Annotated in this window: 17 protein-coding genes and 1 pseudogene; 9 read left to right on the forward strand and 9 right to left on the reverse strand. The window is 55.8% G+C overall.

Annotated features, from left to right (window positions below; translation table 11 throughout):
* Positions 1 to 581 precede the first annotated feature (581 nt).
* Genes pdhA through lpdA form a run of 4 tightly spaced genes read left to right on the forward strand, consistent with a single transcriptional unit; the run spans position 582 to position 5,707 of the window.
* The gene (gene pdhA, locus G9463_RS15390; RefSeq protein WP_004966548.1) at positions 582 to 1,730 is read left to right on the forward strand and encodes a pyruvate dehydrogenase (acetyl-transferring) E1 component subunit alpha; all 1,149 of its coding nucleotides are present in this window, start codon (positions 582 to 584) and stop codon (positions 1,728 to 1,730) included.
* Positions 1,727 to 2,743 carry an alpha-ketoacid dehydrogenase subunit beta gene (locus G9463_RS15395; RefSeq protein ID WP_004966546.1) on the forward strand — a complete coding sequence of 339 codons (1,017 nt, stop codon included), beginning with the start codon at positions 1,727 to 1,729 and terminating at the stop codon, positions 2,741 to 2,743. Before pdhA ends, G9463_RS15395 begins: the two co-directional genes overlap by 4 nt.
* 1 nt (position 2,744) lies before the next feature.
* Entirely contained in the window at positions 2,745 to 4,274 is a 1,530-nt protein-coding gene (locus tag G9463_RS15400) for a dihydrolipoamide acetyltransferase family protein (RefSeq protein ID WP_165897195.1), read from the forward strand.
* A complete protein-coding gene (lpdA, locus tag G9463_RS15405) occupies positions 4,274 to 5,707 on the forward strand; it encodes a dihydrolipoyl dehydrogenase (RefSeq protein WP_165897196.1) in 1,434 nt (477 codons plus the stop codon). The genes G9463_RS15400 and lpdA overlap by 1 nt, the downstream gene beginning before the upstream one ends.
* Before the next feature lie 201 nt (positions 5,708 to 5,908).
* Here lpdA and G9463_RS24355 read toward each other — a convergent pair whose 3' ends face one another.
* From G9463_RS24355 to G9463_RS15425, 3 genes are all read right to left on the reverse strand, one after another.
* The gene (locus tag G9463_RS24355) at positions 5,909 to 6,040 is read right to left on the reverse strand and encodes a hypothetical protein (RefSeq protein WP_255458705.1); all 132 of its coding nucleotides are present in this window, start codon (positions 6,038 to 6,040) and stop codon (positions 5,909 to 5,911) included.
* A gap of 1,607 nt (positions 6,041 to 7,647) precedes the next feature.
* Complete coding sequence (gene rdfA / locus G9463_RS15420) at positions 7,648 to 8,262, reverse strand: rod-determining factor RdfA (RefSeq protein ID WP_049919480.1); 615 nt, start codon at positions 8,260 to 8,262, stop codon at positions 7,648 to 7,650.
* Positions 8,263 to 8,387: 125 nt separating this feature from the next.
* A complete protein-coding gene (locus G9463_RS15425; protein WP_165897197.1) occupies positions 8,388 to 9,272 on the reverse strand; it encodes a universal stress protein in 885 nt (294 codons plus the stop codon).
* Positions 9,273 to 9,612: 340 nt separating this feature from the next.
* On the opposite strand from G9463_RS15425, the gene G9463_RS15430 reads away from it, so the two are divergent.
* The 3 genes from G9463_RS15430 (at position 9,613) to G9463_RS15440 (ending at position 10,956) form a co-directional block, all read left to right on the forward strand.
* Positions 9,613 to 9,903: a DUF211 domain-containing protein gene (locus G9463_RS15430; protein ID WP_007190508.1), complete on the forward strand. Its 291-nt coding sequence runs from the start codon at positions 9,613 to 9,615 to the stop codon at positions 9,901 to 9,903.
* 6 nt (positions 9,904 to 9,909) lie between these two features.
* Complete coding sequence (locus tag G9463_RS15435; RefSeq protein WP_049939229.1) at positions 9,910 to 10,491, forward strand: VIT1/CCC1 transporter family protein; 582 nt, start codon at positions 9,910 to 9,912, stop codon at positions 10,489 to 10,491.
* A gap of 75 nt (positions 10,492 to 10,566) precedes the next feature.
* Positions 10,567 to 10,956 (forward strand): MauE/DoxX family redox-associated membrane protein, encoded by a 390-nt coding sequence (locus tag G9463_RS15440; RefSeq protein ID WP_011224959.1) that lies wholly within the window; start codon positions 10,567 to 10,569, stop codon positions 10,954 to 10,956.
* Between the two features lie 106 nt (positions 10,957 to 11,062).
* Here the strand turns inward: G9463_RS15440 and G9463_RS15445 are convergent, their stop codons facing one another.
* The 4 genes from G9463_RS15445 to G9463_RS15460 form a co-directional block, all read right to left on the reverse strand.
* A complete protein-coding gene (locus tag G9463_RS15445; protein WP_165897198.1) occupies positions 11,063 to 12,283 on the reverse strand; it encodes a Tm-1-like ATP-binding domain-containing protein in 1,221 nt (406 codons plus the stop codon).
* Complete coding sequence (locus G9463_RS15450; protein ID WP_004966682.1) at positions 12,283 to 12,711, reverse strand: cupin domain-containing protein; 429 nt, start codon at positions 12,709 to 12,711, stop codon at positions 12,283 to 12,285. Before G9463_RS15450 ends, G9463_RS15445 begins: the two co-directional genes overlap by 1 nt.
* Positions 12,708 to 13,544 (reverse strand): phosphoenolpyruvate hydrolase family protein, encoded by an 837-nt coding sequence (locus tag G9463_RS15455; protein ID WP_165897199.1) that lies wholly within the window; start codon positions 13,542 to 13,544, stop codon positions 12,708 to 12,710. Before G9463_RS15455 ends, G9463_RS15450 begins: the two co-directional genes overlap by 4 nt.
* Positions 13,545 to 13,721: 177 nt before the next feature.
* Positions 13,722 to 13,916, reverse strand: a complete 195-nt coding sequence (locus tag G9463_RS15460; protein ID WP_004966684.1) for a hypothetical protein — start codon at positions 13,914 to 13,916, stop codon at positions 13,722 to 13,724.
* A gap of 102 nt (positions 13,917 to 14,018) precedes the next feature.
* On the opposite strand from G9463_RS15460, the gene G9463_RS15465 reads away from it, so the two are divergent.
* Both G9463_RS15465 and G9463_RS15470 read left to right on the forward strand, forming a co-directional pair.
* The gene (locus G9463_RS15465) at positions 14,019 to 14,165 is read left to right on the forward strand and encodes a hypothetical protein (RefSeq protein WP_164734794.1); all 147 of its coding nucleotides are present in this window, start codon (positions 14,019 to 14,021) and stop codon (positions 14,163 to 14,165) included.
* Positions 14,162 to 14,530, forward strand: a complete 369-nt coding sequence (locus G9463_RS15470) for an ASCH domain-containing protein (protein WP_165897200.1) — start codon at positions 14,162 to 14,164, stop codon at positions 14,528 to 14,530. Before G9463_RS15465 ends, G9463_RS15470 begins: the two co-directional genes overlap by 4 nt.
* A 1,304-nt stretch (positions 14,531 to 15,834) precedes the next feature.
* On the opposite strand, the gene G9463_RS15475 is transcribed toward G9463_RS15470, so the two are convergent.
* Both G9463_RS15475 and G9463_RS15480 read right to left on the reverse strand, forming a co-directional pair.
* On the reverse strand, positions 15,835 to 16,230 hold the full coding sequence (locus G9463_RS15475) for a hypothetical protein (protein ID WP_165897201.1): 396 nt from the start codon (positions 16,228 to 16,230) through the stop codon (positions 15,835 to 15,837).
* 83 nt (positions 16,231 to 16,313) lie between these two features.
* Positions 16,314 to 16,408, reverse strand: a pseudogene (locus tag G9463_RS15480) (IS5/IS1182 family transposase); the annotation flags it as partial.

Genomic DNA, 16,408 nt, shown 5'->3' on the forward strand with positions numbered 1-16,408 from the left:
GTCGTTGATTTCATAACCGGCGAATAGATTTCCACACTACAGACTTGGCTCCAGTGACGTTACAGATAATTGAACACATACAGTTCTTAGCAGCGGTTCGTGAAAGCCATATGTCAGTGAGAATATCTGAGTGGCGTCTGTATCAACACTTTCCCAAGACGTAGTGCATAGATATTCTAGTCAATTGTGTGTTACTTCCTGTTGCATCTACGCTTCTTCGGGCCAGCAGCGGTCACCATTCGCACCGGACTAGCTACTGTGGCGTGTGAACGGGTGTCGCACAAACAATAAGTATCTACCATGTTAGACTTCATATATGCATCCGGGTTTGAACCCTATCGCCTGCCCTGCAGGTCAGCTGTCCCGGCAGTTAATGGATTGGGCACTGCCCTCTTCCACAGCTACATTTTTTACATTTTCGACATTTAAACTGGCGTAGACTGCCAGTGCACAGGTGGGCCCTGTGCTCCGGTGGAAAACGCCAGCCTTGAACGCGCTCGAAGAGCCGTAACCAGCGGCTGTTCGGGTTATCAGGGTCTGTTGAGGGAGCGTCTGTCGAATACAAAACATCATCGAAAACAATGAACATGAAAAACGAAGCAGGAAGCACGGACTTGCCAGCGCCCGTTAGAGAAGACTCGGATCTGGTCCAGGTACTGGATGCCGAGGGCAACGTACTGCCACAGGCGTCTGTCCCGGACATTTCAGACAGGCAGTTACTTGAGATGTATGAGACAATCAAGCTTGCTCGGCACTTCGACCAGCGGGCCATCAGCTTCCAACGACAGGGGCGGCTCGCGACGTATGCACCAATGACCGGGCAAGAAGGATCCCAGGTCGCCACGAGCCTGGCACTTGCCGAGCAGGACTGGTTGTTCCCGACCTACAGAGAGCACGCGGCGAAGTACGCCCATGGGATGGATCTGGTATCCCTGTTCGAGCCACTGAGAGGCTATCGAGACGGATACGCGATCCCGGACGATGTCAACGTGATGCCGGAGTATATTCCGATTGCAACGCAGGTTCCACAGGCCATGGGAATGGCGTGGGGACACAAGCTACAGGGAAAGACCGAGACGGCCGTCCTGTGTCATCTCGGAGATGGTGCGACCTCAGAGGGAGATTTCCACGAAGGACTGAACTTCGCCGGGGTGTTCGACGTCCCCGCTGTATTCGTCTGCAACAACAACCAATGGGCGATTTCGGTCCCCCGAGAGCGACAGACCGCGAGCGAAACCATCGCTGAAAAGGCACAGGCGTATGGTATCGACGGCGTTCGAGTCGATGGGCTGGACCCGCTGGCGGTCTACAAAGTCGCCAGTGAGGCACTGGCGAAAGCCCGGAATCCGGGTCCCGGAGAGCGCCGTCCAACGCTTATTGAGTCTGTCCAGTATCGCTTCGGCGCACACACGACCGCGGATGACCCGTCTGTTTACAGAGACGAATCAGAGGAGGAGGCCTGGCGGGACCGTGACCCTGTGGACCGCATTGAAAAGTATCTGTACAACGAGGGCATCCTCGATTCCGACCTCGAGAGTGAGATCCAGGACAGTATCGAACAGGAAGTCAGCGAGGCGATAGAGACGGCAGAGCAGACAGAAGCGAGTCCGGACAACATCGTCGAGCATGTGTACGAGGACGTTCCAGCGCGACTCGAAGAACAGCGGGACGAATTGAACCGACTGCGCGAGAAATATGACGACGGCGCGTTCTCGGAGGTGCTGGAATGAGTTCGACAGCCAGCGCGCAGACGGGCCAGAAAGCCCAGAGTCTCACCCTTGTGGAGGCGATACAGGACGGGCTGTACACAGAAATGTCACAGGACGACAGCGTCGTCGTTCTGGGCGAAGACGTCGGGAAGAACGGCGGTGTCTTCAGAGCAACTGACCAGCTATACGAAGAGTTCGGCGAAGACCGCGTCATCGACACGCCACTGGCCGAAGCCGGAATCATCGGGGCTTCGATTGGACTCGCACAGACCGGCATGAAGCCTGTTCCCGAGATGCAGTTCATGGGCTTCATGTATCCTGCTTTCGACCAGATTGTCAGTCACGCTGCACGCCTCCGGAGCCGTAGTCAGGGGCAGTATTCAGTGCCGATGGTGATACGGGCTCCATACGGCGGTGGGATCCGGGCCCCGGAACACCACTCCGAGTCAAAGGAAGCGTTCTTCGTGCACGAGCCCGGGCTCAAGGTCGTCTCACCGAGCACGCCCTACGATGCCAAGGGACTGCTAGCGGCGTCGATTCGTGACCCTGACCCAGTTATATTCCTCGAGCCGAAGTTGATCTACCGCGCCTTCCGTGAGGATGTCCCGACGAAACCATACCAAGTGTCGCTGAATGAGGCCGCTATCCGGCGTGAGGGGAGCGACATCTCAGTCTACACTTGGGGCGCAATGACTCGGCCGGCGCTGATCGCTGCGGAGAATCTTAGCCAGTCACACGGCATCGATGTCGAAGTCATCGACCTGCGAACCCTGTCTCCCCTCGATATAGAGACGATCACTGACTCGTTCAAAAAGACCGGAAGAGCTGCGATTGTCCACGAAGCACCGAAGACTGGCGGATTAGGGGCTGAAATCGCAACGACGATTCAGGAAGAAGCACTCGTGCATCAGGAAGCGCCAATTAAGCGAATTGCTGGCTTCGATGCCCCCATGCCGCTCCATTCACTGGAGGATTACTACCTGCCACAGGCGGTCCGTATCCAAGACGGCATCCGCGAAACAGTCGATTTCTAACATGGTACGCGAATTCGAACTCCCCGATGTCGGAGAAGGCGTCGCCGAGGGCGAACTGCTTCGCTGGCGTGTTGAGCCGGGTGACGCAGTTTCCGAAGACCAGCCAGTCGCGGAAGTCGAGACCGACAAAGCCGTCGTTGACGTCCCATCCCCTGTCGACGGTGTTGTTGAAGAACTCCGTGCTGCAGAAGGTGAGATGGTCCCAGTCGGTGATGTGATTATCGTTTTCCGGGTCGACGGTGAAGACGGTCCGAAAGCAACTGAAACAGCGCCTGCAGACGACACCACTGCGGGCAGTGGCCAGCAAACCGAAGTTGGAGCCACAGCACAGCCAGCCGAAGAGACGCAGTCAGAACCAGCGATTACACAGCGCGTCCAGGTCCCCGCCCCGCCGTCTGTGCGGCGTCTCGCCCGCGAACTGGGCGTCGATATTTCCAGCGTTGCGGACTCGTCTTCGGGACGTATAACGGAGCCGGATGTCCGCGCGTACGCGAGTCCGGAATCCTCGACTCAGGAGCGTTCAAGCCAACAGACCACTGCTGCCGAGCAACGAACACAGCAGGCAGCCCCGGCGCAGTCTGTCAGTCCGGCACAGACGAGAGAAGTGGTAGACCGGGAGACGACGGTGGCCGTCCCGAAAACGAGACACATCGCAGCGGAGGAAGGAATTGATCTCGATACTGTCCCCACTGATGAACAAAAAGACGGAGAACCGTTTGTCACGCTCGAAGCGGTCCAAGAGTATGCCGAGGCACAGCAGCAGGCACAGCAGACGGATCGAGACGCGGTAGCTGAGAGGGCAGCGGCAGACGAGCCAACGCGCCCCGAGTCTCGGAAGCCGTACAAGGGGATCAGGCAGACGATTGGAGCGGCGATGACATCGTCGAAATATACGGCCCCACACGTCACTCATCAGGATGAGGTTGATGTTACTGCGCTGGTCGATGCTCGTTCGACCCTCAGACAGGAGGCCGAGGCGCACGATATCCGACTGACGTATATGCCGTTCGTAATGAAAGCGTGTGCCGCGGCTCTACAAGAGAATCCGCAGGTAAATGTCTCTCTCGACGAAGCAAACGAAGAGATAGTCGAAAAGCAGTATTACAACATCGGTGTCGCAACGGCAACTGATGACGGGCTGCTGGTTCCCGTTGTCGAGAATGTTGATGCGAAAGGCCTGCTGGAGGTCGCATCGGAAACCAACGAAAAAACCCAGAAAGCGAGAGAACGCAGTCTCTCGCCGGAGGAAATGCGCGGCGGGACATTTACTATCTCGAACATCGGCGGGATTGGCGGGGAGTATGGAACGCCAATCATCAACCAGCCGGAGAGCGCTATCCTGGCACTGGGTGAAATTAAAAAGAAACCACGGGTCGTCGAAGCGGATGGTGAAGAGACGATAGAACCTCGTCACATCATGACACTCTCGCTGTCGTTCGATCATCGAGTGCTTGATGGCGCAGACGCCGCACAATTTACAAACTCCATACAGAAGTACCTGCAAAATCCAAACCTGCTACTACTAGAATAATGGTTGTCGGAGATGTAACTACGTCGACTGACGTACTGGTTATTGGCGCGGGCCCCGGCGGATACGTCGCCGCGATTCGCGCTGCACAGCTTGCCCTTGATGTCACGCTTGTTGAAAAAGGAGAGTATGGGGGCGCCTGTCTCAATCGTGGCTGTATCCCCTCTAAGGCCCTGATACACGGTTCAGAACTGGCATCGGAGGCGGGCCAGGCGGAGGAACTGGGGATTTACGCGGACCCAACAGTTGCGCTCGACGAGATGATGAGCTGGAAAGACGGCATCGTCGACCAACTAACGAGCGGTATTGAGCAGCTGTGTACGGCAGCCGGCGTGAATCTGCTGAAAGGGACTGCCGAATTTGCTGCTGAGAACAAGATCAGAATCGTCCATCAGGGAGAGGGGCAGGGCTCTGAATCGCTGAAATTCGAAAACTGTATCATCGCGACGGGGTCCAGACCGATTGAAATTCCAGGGTTCGGTTTTGAGGATGAGCGTATTGTTTCGTCAGATGGCGCGCTGAACTTCGACACAGTGCCCGACGAACTCGTAATCGTTGGAGCCGGATACATCGGCATGGAGCTAGCGACTGTCTATAGCCGACTTGGAAGCGACGTCTCGGTCATTGAGATGCTAGGGCAGGCGCTTCCCAGCTATGAGGAAGACATTGCCTCGATAGTCAGGAAGCGAGCAGAGCGTCTCGGTGTGGATTTCCATTTCGGGTACACCGCAGACAGCTGGGCAGCGTCGGATGGTAAGGCCGTCCTGACTGCTGTCCCTGCAGACGAGGCGGCGCATGATAGCGATATAGAACTCACCGCTGACAGAATACTCGTTGCTGTTGGCAGACGCCCGGTGACTGACACGCTCAGCATCGACGATGCCGGCGTCGAGACCAATGCTCAGGGATTCATTCCAACAGATAGCACATGCCGGACGAACAAGGAGCACATTTTCGCGGTCGGTGACGTTGCTGGTGAGCCGATGCTCGCACACAAAGGATCGAAAGAAGGGGAGGTTGCAGCGGAGGTCATTGCTGGTGAACCCGCTGCGGTCGATTATCAGGCACTCCCGGCCGCCGTGTTTACCGACCCGGAAATCGGAACTGTCGGGCTGACAGAGAACGAAGCAGCGAACAAGGGTATGACACCTGTCACAGGCGAGTTCCAGTTCCAGGCGTCTGGACGAGCACTAACAGCAAACCGGGCAGAAGGCTTTGTCCGAATTATCGCCACAAAAGAAACCGAACGTGTGATCGGTGCAGAGATTGTCGGTCCAGAGGCATCCGAGTTGATTGCAGAAATAGCAGCCATGATAGAGATGGGTGCAAAGCTTGAGGACATCGGCTCAACTGTTCACACACATCCAACATTAAGTGAAGCGATAATGGAAGCTGCACAGAATGCGAGAGGGAAGGCGATACACAGACGAAACTGACCAGGCCATATTGACACCTCAGTCACGGGATACACAACCAAACCGAGCGGATATCTACCCAGTCATCGTCTATCCGATACTGTTTGCCGGTTTGGAGATGCAGCTCCAGAACAAGTCGTTCTCTGACCGGGCTCTCCGCCTTGTGTGGGTCAGACAGACCGTAGTTTGATTCCAGAGTCGGACGTCCGAGACGACCCAGAGTCAGTCGTTTGCGACCGTCTGGGTTGCGCCAGCGTCACTGGCGCTCAGTTTGTTTTCCTCTTCTTCGGGTCTCGGTGCGTCTGTTGGGAGGTTTTCGTACAGAATTCCCTTGCTTGCGTTGTAGCATGTCATACGATGGCATGGCTGACAGACGTATATAAATTCGTCCCTTATTCTGTACCACTGAATATTAACATTCCGGGAATGTTTATATATTGAACGATATCTCAGAACAGTATAATAGCGTATCTGTTTCGATTCGGCGAAGATATAGACACATTCGGACCATTTTCTGCGCTGAACACTTTGTCGTTGCATCGTGTGCCAGTCCTTCTCATCATTTGCAGTTCTACAATGCTGAGTGTAATCCGAATATTTTGGATTATATACACTCTCGCTGTAGATTCATGACTGGGTCTGCTCCTCGCCGAAACAGGTATGTTAGATATCGGGGTACTGCGATGTCATGCATTCCTCTTCACAGAAGAAATGCTCTGTTATCCCCCCGTCTGAGTTACGTATCGTAACCCCGCTATACCTCATCTGTTCGCTGATCACCTGTCCACAGTAATCACAGCGGTAGTCCGGTGACCCACCGACCAAGATTCGAGTTGACTTGTTCTGGATATTCAGTTCAGTAGCGACTGCGTTGCTGCTGGCTTCCATAGCGCAACGAGCAGTTGTTAGTGATTGCTCCGCCTCAGCTTGTCCATTCATTGTTTGCCTTGGTTGGTTGTTGACAGCGATTGCACTCGTTCCATCTACTGTTGTACACGACTCTGGAACCGCTACGGTCGTTTCACCGACGTTTTCCACCTGTGCCGGGTTACGCCCGGACTGTAGTGGTCTACGCAGGCTATCGGGTAGGCAGTGTAAAAAACGGATAACCGGTCGCTATAGCCACTGGTTCCATCGTTTTCCGGGGCGCTTTTGCCGTCTGGGTACCCGGCTTCATACCTTCGTATGCTAAACTATCGTATTTAATCATTTGGTTGGTCTGGTCAGTGTTTCCACTGAGATGGGGCCGTTCACTAGCTCGATTGAGTGCTGGGTGTGAACACCACTCACAAAATGGTTAAGTGTACATCCGTTAAAGATAGTCTCATGAACCCGGGCGTCGACTGTATGGCTTGGAACGCAAGCCCGCTGTCCCGGCAGCCGATCAGTGCAGACCCTTCTACATCCGGTTTTACGTTTTTTACATTTTTCAAATTTTAAACTGACGTAGACCACCACAGTGCGGGCAAACGCCGGCACACAGGTGGAAAACGTCAGTCCTGGCTGGTCCCCAAAGCGCCAGCCGACGGTTTTCGGGTCGCGACGACCCACCTCACGAAGCGCTGCGACACCAACGACGAAATCATAATCAGCGACATCATGAACGCACAAAACACGCAGAAGTACTGTAGCCAACAATCAGCAGACATCGCAAACGCAGACCAAGCGCGGAGGGCGGTCCCTGAAAGCGTTGAGAGCCAATCTATCCGGGTCGTAGTTAGCTCGATTGCAACGCGACACTGCGACCACTGCGGAACGCCGATCGGTGAAAACGTCCGGTATCGAAATGTCACGACCAGAGATAGTGCTGGCAACGTCACGGAATACGCGTTCTGCGGTGTCGATTGTAAGACGGCTCGGTTCCCGCGGCTCGGCTGAGCGCTGGCTGTCGTGGGGGAATGTCCGCGTACCGGACCGCTAGCTGGGCTACTAGCTTCTTTTTGACAATACGGACAGATATCTCATTTGGATTGACAGTCACAGCCATCCTGTTCCAGAAACGCGACAATATCGTAGCTACGGCCACAGTCCTCACACAGCACCTGTACTTCGTTGATGATGTTGAAATCGCCGACCGAGATAGCATCGTTTTTGTCCAGACTCTCGATAGTTTGTCTCGTGACAGCGGTGGTTCGGCCCCGGAGGCGCTGTATTGAGTCGATGGCGCTCTCTTTTCGTTCTGCGGGCGTCTGCTCAGGTCGGGCCGCGCCACGGTCGTTCTTGAGATAGCGATACACCGTCTGGTGGGAGATAAAATCAGCCATCACGGATTCGACATCGATCCCGCTCTGTTCAAGCCGAGAGCGTATGAGCGGGGCGTCCGCATCATCTTCGTGCAGTGACTGATAGACCTGCTGGATGTCGCCACTCAATGTCGGAGCGTCACTCCCATCGATGGCGGACTCAAGCACCGACCGGTTGAAGTAGTCAGCAAGGTCGCGAGTACTTTCTTTCTCTCCGTCAGCACCAACCCACCGATTTTCGAGTTCTGCACCCATCCCGACAAGATCGTATTTTTGAATTACGGCATCGACCTTGCTCGTTCCCCCATCGGACTGTGAGTCGTCTGTGGTCATGATCCGATTTAAGAGCCCCATGGTTACTAAACACTCTCGCATATCGAGAGCCCTGCCGGGGCCTTCACACGCAGAGTTGTATCGGGCCTGTACGCTGGTATGCGTTGACCCATTCACAAACCGAACTACTCATCTGACGCAGATTCGGGCTCGCGAACCCACGTCACCGGGACCGGGGACTTTCGGACGAGTTTGGCGCTGACGCCTCCCATGACGTACCTGCTGAAATCAGTCTGCCCGTGTGTCCCCATAACCGCGAGATCGACTTCATTCTCGTCGATGTAGTCGCAAATCACCTTCGAGGGGTCACCGTGCTCAATGACACTGGTGACCGTGTCAAGCGAGGTGTCGTCGATCTTCTCGGTCGCCCCGGCCATAATTTCGTTCGCTCGCTCAGTCAGCTCCCCCTCTTTCAGAACGGAGCGTGCATCCGGCCCGAGGCCACCAGTCTCGACAACGTGAAGCAGATGGAGTGTTGCGTCCGTCGCCCTCGCGACAGCAATCCCCTCTGCCAGTGCGAGGTCTGCGCCACGACTCCCATCCGTCGGGACGAGGACGTGCTGTGGCGGATACACGAGTGGCCGATCTCTGTCAGGGTTGACCGCAATGACAGGAACTTCCGCTGTGTTGATGACGCGTTCAGTGACGCTCCCGAGCAGGATTCGCTGGATCCCACGCTGTCCGTGTGTCGGCATAACGATGCAATCACTGTCGGACTGTTGGCTGTAGTCGACAATCGTCTTATGCGGGTCACCCTGAAGCACCGCAGAGACAACGGGAACGCCCTCATCTTTCGCATATTGTGTGGCTTCCGCCACGATGCGCTCTCCTTCTGTTTCGAGCACGTCGATGACCTCTCCACGAATCGTAGTGACGCTGTTTCGGCCAGTGTCGGCGACGTTGAGGATGTGCATCGTCGCCTCATGTTCGGATGCGATCTGTAGCGCGTATTCAAGGACCGATTCTGCGGCGTTGCTTCCGTCGGTCGGGAACAGGATGGTGTCGTACATACTGGTAGTCGCGTGTTTGCATATCAGTCAGCTATCTGGGCAACGGCGGACGTAGCGCGGTACTCGGGGACGGGTCCCTGTTTGTTCCTCGTTGAGCGTGGCTTCTGTGTCGTTGCCTGCGTCTCAAACTGTTGGTCTCGGTGTCTTTTCAGATGCATGGTACTTCAGAGACGCTGTTCGAAGAACTACACAGGGGTATCTAATAACATCTCGCCTGCTGCAGTCCTCTGTATCCGGATAGTGAACGGACAGCACCGCCGTTAGACGCCTCGATACGTTTAGCGCGGTAACAGTGTAGTGTTGGCACACATTTTTACCATAACCCCTCGCGTGTTGGGATATGGCAGCAGTCCGACGACTGGTCATCGATGTACTGAAACCACACGACCCGCCGCTACTGACGTTCACCAAGCAACTGGCCGAAATTGAAAGCGTCGAGGGCGTAACATCGTCTCTGATCGAACTAGATCAGGAAGTGCAAAACATCAAGCTCACCTTTGAAAGCGACGATCTGGACTTCGAGGCGATCGATGAAACGATCGAAAACCTCGGTGGGTCGGTACACTCTGTAGATCAGGTTGCCTGCGGTGACTCCGTTGTTACGGATCGACGGACGTTACAGGATGGCTGAGACGCCGTGGCGTCCATTCGACAACTCTTCAGGCGGCTTCTCGGGAAGGAAGATGTCCTTGCGATCTCTCGTCGGTACTTCATCTCGAACGGCTTCGACGGGACGCTCACGAGCATTGGTATCATCGTTGGTGCTGTCCTTTCCGGGGTCCCTGATGGGTACACTGTGATCAAAATCGGACTGGGCGCGGCAGTCGGTCTCGGGACCTCTGCGGTCTGGAGCGTCTGGGAAATCGAACGTGCCGAAACCCGGGCCGAAATCAGACGTATCGAACAAGCGATGCTCACGGACCTTGACGATACCCGCGTTCAGCGGAACCAGCGCGGTGTCCGCTTCGTCCACGCCACGATGAGTGGGCTGGGGCCACTTATCGGGGTTCTGATTCCGCTGACCCCGTTCCTCGTAGCGGGGACCGTCGTCACAATGGCAGAGGCGGCACTCATTGCGGTCGGCCTGGGTATCGGTGTGTTAGGTGTGTTCGGTGCCTACATGGGCTCTATTTCGGACCAGCGGTGGTACGTTGCTGCCGTTCGGATGGGACTTGCCGGATTGGTCGTTGCGATCCTCAACCTCTTTCTTCCAGGGTGAGTGGCCGCTCCTCTGTTTCCGGGCTGGAGCACAAATCCCAACTTGCTTTTCACTGGCCGCCATACCCGATAGTAGATGCGTGTTGGCTTGCGGCAGTTCAAACGGCCGTTGTGCTATGTGATGGCGCTCCTGTACGTCGTTGCTGGAATATTGCATTTCATCGTGCCGGAACTATACGTCCAGATCGTGCCACCGGTCTTGCCGGCGGCACTTGCGCTGGTGTATCTATCCGGCGTCGCCGAGGTCGCAGTCGGGCTCGGCCTGCTGGTACCGCGGACGCGATCGCACGCCGCCTGGGCGACGATCGCATTGCTCGTCGCGATCTTTCCCGCGAACGTCTACATGGCTGTCTCCATGGTCACCATTGAGGGGACGGGTGGCGGCGATCCATCTGCGCTGGTCCGCTGGGCACGGCTGCCAGTTCAGGGCGTGTTGATCCTCTGGGCGTACTGGTACACTGACTGAGTGGGGGGACTCCTCCGAGTGACCGGGCTCGGCCCCTCCTTCGACGGACCGGCCCTATTCCGCATATCACAAGTCTCGAACGTCGAGCACGTGGTATCGGGTTCGTTCAGGGACCGACGCCGGCGGCACGCATATACTCGTCCAGTTTCTCCGCCAGCGCCCGTGCGAACGCTTCGTCGTTGATGGGGGCCTCCATTTCGAACAGTTCGACCGCCGGGTCGATGTGCTTGTGGATGGCGTCGAACAGCGCTGTATCCGCCTCGGGGTCGTAGAAGTCTTCACCCTCGACATCTAGCACCGAGACCCCGCCGAGCGGAAGTGCCACTGCCGCTGGGCCAGTCGCGGCATTCAGCTTTGTTGCGAGGATTTCGCCCAGCTCCGCACATTCCTCGGGCGTGGTTCGCATCAGCGTCACCTGCGGGTTGTGGACGTGGAACTGTCGCCCCTCGAACTCATCGGGGACCGAATCACGCGGGCCGAAGTTTACCATGTCGAGCGCCCCCGTCGAGACAACCTGCGGAACGCCCGTCTGGGCTGCGGTGTCCAGTCGCTCTGGCCCGGCGTTGAGCACACCGCCGACGAGTTCGTCCGCCCACTCCGTCGTCGTTATGTCGAGCACGCCGTCGATGATACCTTCCCGGATCAGCCGCTCCATCGCCTGCCCGCCAGTGCCGGTGGCGTGGAAGACGATGGTCTCGTATCCCCATTCTTCGAGGTGTTCTCTGGCAGCCTGGACGCAGGGCGTGGTGACACCGAACATCGTGATGCCGACGGTCGGACGGTCCTCGACCGTCACGTCTGACTCGGTAGTTCCCATCCCGACCATCGCCAGCGCGGCGTTCGAAATGACCTGCCGTGAGAGCTGATTGAGCCCCTCAATATCTGCGACGGAGTACATCATCGCGATGTCAGTCGAGCCGACGTACGGCTCGGTGTCGCCCGAAGCCATCGTCGAGACCATCAGCTTCGGCACGCCAACTGGGAGGGCCCGCATCGCTCTGGTCGCAATCGACGTATTCCCGGATCCGCCGAGTCCGAGGACGCCCGCCAGTTCCCCAGACTCGAAGAGGTCGGTGACGACGGCAGCAGCCCCCTCGCCCATCGCTGTCATCGCCTCACCTCGATCGCTTTCCTCACGTAATACGTCGAGGGTCGTCCCAGCAGCTTCGGCTACTTCGGTAGCGGTCGTGTCCGGCTCAAACTCGGCGTCGTCAAGCACGCCCACGTCGATGACGTGTACGTCGACGCCCTGAGCCTCAATGACATCGCGGGCGAAGGCGAACTCCTCGCCTTTTGTATCCAGCGTCCCCACGAGAACGATCGCCATCACTTCGCCTCCGAATCGACGTTTTCGGGCGTTGGAAGCTTGCCGGCTGGAACGATCTCACACTCAGGGAGGTTACGAAGCACGTCTTCCGGTCCCGGCGGCGCGTAGACCGCGAACAGGATGAGCGGCTCCCATCCAGTGTTGACCGTTCCGTGTTCGACGCCTTCGGGGATGAACACCATATCGCCGGTGGCGATATCACGAGTTTCGTCGTCGACCTCCTGTTCGCCCTCGCCGCGAACGACGTACAGGATCTCGTCGCTCTCGGGGTGGGTGTGTCGCTCGTGGCCCTTGCCGGGTTCGAGTTTCACGACACCAGCGCTGAACCGCTCTCCACCAGTGACTTCAGGTGTGCTCAGCCACTTGAGAGCGCCCCAATCGAACAGTTGGCTCTCCACGTCGTCGGAGGCGACGAAGTAGTCACTCATTGGATGTCGATTTCCTTGAATTCGCGAGCCTGGTTCTCGATGGCTTCCTCCGTCGGCAGCCGTTCGATGCTGGAGGCTCCGAAGAAGCCGACGACGCCGTCAGTATGTTCAAGCACGTACGTGGCGTCATCGGGCCACGCGATCGGGCCGCCGTGACAGATGACGAGGACGTCTTCGTTCACGTCCTTCGCGGCATCGTGATGGGCCTGCACCCGCTCGGCCGCCGCTTCCAAATCAAGTGCCGTCTCCGCACCGATGTCGCCGGATGTCGTCAGCCCCATGTGTGAGACAATAACATCAGCGCCCGCCTCGGCCATCTCACGGGCCTGTGTCTCGTTGAACACGTACGGGCAAGTGAGCATATCCTGGCTGGCGGCCTCTCGGATCATATCGACTTCCTTGTCGTAGCCCATCCCGGTCTCTTCGAGATTTTGCCGAAACCCGCTGTCCTCGTCGATGAGGCCGACTGTCGGGAAGTTCTGCACCCCGGAGAACCCTCGCCGCTTTAGATCTGCGAGGAACACGTCCATTTGCCGAAACGGATCAGTGCCGTTGACGCCCGCAAGCACCGGCGTGTCTTCGACAACGGGAATGACCTCGTGGCCCATTTCACAGACGATCTCGTTTGCGTCACCGTATGGGAGTAGTCCGGCGAGTGACCCGCGCCCGCTCATTCGGTAGCGGCCGGAGTTGTAGATGATAAGCAAGTCGACGCCGCCGCGCTCGGCGAACTTCGCGGAGATTCCGGTCCCCGCACCGGCACCAATTATCGGATTACCCTGCTCGACGGCCTCTCGAAGTCGCAAGAGCGACTCCTCACGTGTGTATTCCATGTGTGAGATTTTACAATAGTCTGGTAGTCTAATTAACATTTCTCCAGAGTATCGGGGCGTTTGATACTGTACAGCACCACATCCGCCTATAGTCAGGGCGGATACCGACTCAGAATAGTCTCACACATCGAACATGCCTGATTTGAAAGGTTACCCCACAGCAGTTCGCCTCCCGATTCAGTCGAGAAGTATGACGGGAAGAATCACCACCAGTGCAAGCAACAGCCCAGCTCCGACGATAGCAAACAACATCTCTGAGAGCCCCACAGTCGCCACGTAACTGTACGACAAAACAACGGCAGTGATGGCTGAGAACCCTATAAAAACCAACTGGCGTACCTCAGAAGACCACTGTCTGGAGGGCAGATTCATATCAGTTGAGACAATGGCCACCGGTAAATATCTAATCGGGCTGAGGACCAGACACGTAAACTGACCAGGTCTTTTTTAGGTAGACGTGGCAGACGTAGCATAATGGTCCGCAAAATTCTCTTTGCCGGCCTGATCGGATTCGTGTTTGTCTGCAAGATCGACGTGCTCAAAGCCATCATTCTGGCCGCTAACGACGAATCCCGAACTGTTGTGGACAAGCGGCAGAAGATGAGAACCGGGATGAAATGACACTTCTGTTCAAACCCCGCCACATTGCGGCGATTCGAGACGGCACGAAGACGGCGACCCGCCGTGACTGGGCTGACAACTACCCGCGACCGTCCGAGGGCGACATCCGAATGGCTGTGACAGAGATGTTCACCAGCGACGAAGCGTGTGACTGCTATCTTCGTGTCACTAACCTGTATCAAGAACCGCTCGGCGAGATGAGCCACGAGGACGCTCGAAAGGAAGGTGGCTATGACATGGCCGAGTTCCGCAAGGCATGGACGCAGATCAACGGCGACTGGGACCCGGAACTTGTCGTTGACGTCGTTGAGTTCGAATACGTCGGCAGAGAGCGGCCGAGCGAGTCCGCAGCAAGTGGTGCCTGAACCTTTCCGGCAGTAGCAAACCGCCTGCTTTTGATTTCAGACACTCTCTGGGCCCATATTTGTTCGAGAGAAAGTACGGACAGATTTGAGACTGAGGAACGCAATGTATCAACGTCGACTGCCGGTTGGAGGTGTCGTGGTCTGGAGCGCATCCACACCAGTTCTCATATCTCCTCCTATGACCAATACTTTCGAGAAAAGTACGCTATAACGTTCACCAGAGACAAGGTGTGTGCTTGGTTTGACTCAGGAGCGGTTCACCAGCCAATTAACGGTGGAACGTATTTTTGAGAAGGTACTTATGAAAACAAACACACACACATCATCTCAGTGCTCCGAAGGAACCTTCTCATACTATGCGCCGCCACCTGTGGTTGTCTGGCAGGCTGTGCTTCGTCACCGGGCAGTACAAGCACCCCCTCTACGATGACTGGCGACCCTGAAGACTTTGACGAACAGTATCTTGAAATTCGTAATCGGGCCGAAAATAAAGAGAGTATCTCTCTCATCGTACAGGGGTCGGATTCAGTTATAACGCAGGGAGAATATGAGGTAGCGGCTGACCAAACAATATCTGTCCCACTCCAAATCACTGAGAAGGGCAATTACGAATTGACAGTTTCCCGTTCAGGGGGTATTGAGATTTCGTCTAGTGTGGTCATCTCTTCAATACTGAACGCAGTTCGGCGATTAGAGATATATTTTGCACCACCCATTATTGGCCATCTTGCACCGGGTATTCGTTGTAACTCCTCATTTGTCTGGTCCTCACCACCACCGGTAACACTTCCCATCGGGCCAAATCCATAGCAGCTGCCGCCGCTATAACAGTAGCGAACTACACACATGGCCGTTATCTACTTGCATACGTTGGTTCAGTACATCTCTTTGGCTCCATTGCTGCGTATGATTGGTATTTATCATCTGAGTTAGTGAATTTGTAAACCGATATCGTTGTCGTATCCTCACAGGGGTCTCGCTCAGAAGTAAATGTGAGATGTGTGAACACTTCTGGACACGACATCTCGACAGTTCCGGTTCCTGTGATTGTCCCCAATTCTTCAGTACACACAACATCTTGTTCTCCAGTGTATCCGACTAATTCTGTGTTCGGGAACGAAGCTGACTCTGAATCCATATTACGGGACTGGACACCATACTCTACAGTCAAATCAACATTCCCGCCCTCCCCTCACACAGAAACCCAGTGAATCTCAAGCTCACGACTCTTTGGACTCAAGCTCAAACAGCCAGACATCGGACTGGCCAACAGAATCCCGATTACCGTTCGCCGGCTCAATAGGTTATTCATCTATGGTGGGAGTATCATTGAAATCAATAGTACTGATCTCTTCAATTGAGAATGCAGTCCGTGCATTTCCGTAATAATCTGCGTCACCCATGACTGGCCATTCTGTGTCGCCATTTCTACGAATTCTTTCTGGAGTGGTATCTTCACCACCACCGGTAACACTTCCCATCGGGCCAAATCCATAGCAGCTGCCGCCGCTATAACATTCTCCAACGCCCAATATCTTGTCATCAGCAGTTCCTGCGCCCAATGTATGGCCTACTTCCTCCATCAAGATTCTGTGTTTCACCTCATTAGGTTGCGAAGTGCTCTGTTCAATTGTCGTATCGAACATTCCAACCCCGTAAGGGACAGTCCAGAGAGGGTTGTCATCGATTGCTGTGATCATCACTTCAGTCCCGGTGTGGCCAGCAACACCTAGGGCACTTTCAGTTACAAAGGCCGTGGTGAATCGCCAGACGGAGCTTGATTTCACTGTTTCAGAGACTGCTTGATATTGTGAACGACACACATCAAAACGAGTTCACGAAATTCACCGTACCAAGTTCGCGCACGCACGGCGTCGC

It is taken from the genome of Haloarcula sp. JP-Z28, assembly GCF_011440255.1.
GTDB lineage: Archaea > Halobacteriota > Halobacteria > Halobacteriales > Haloarculaceae > Haloarcula > Haloarcula marismortui.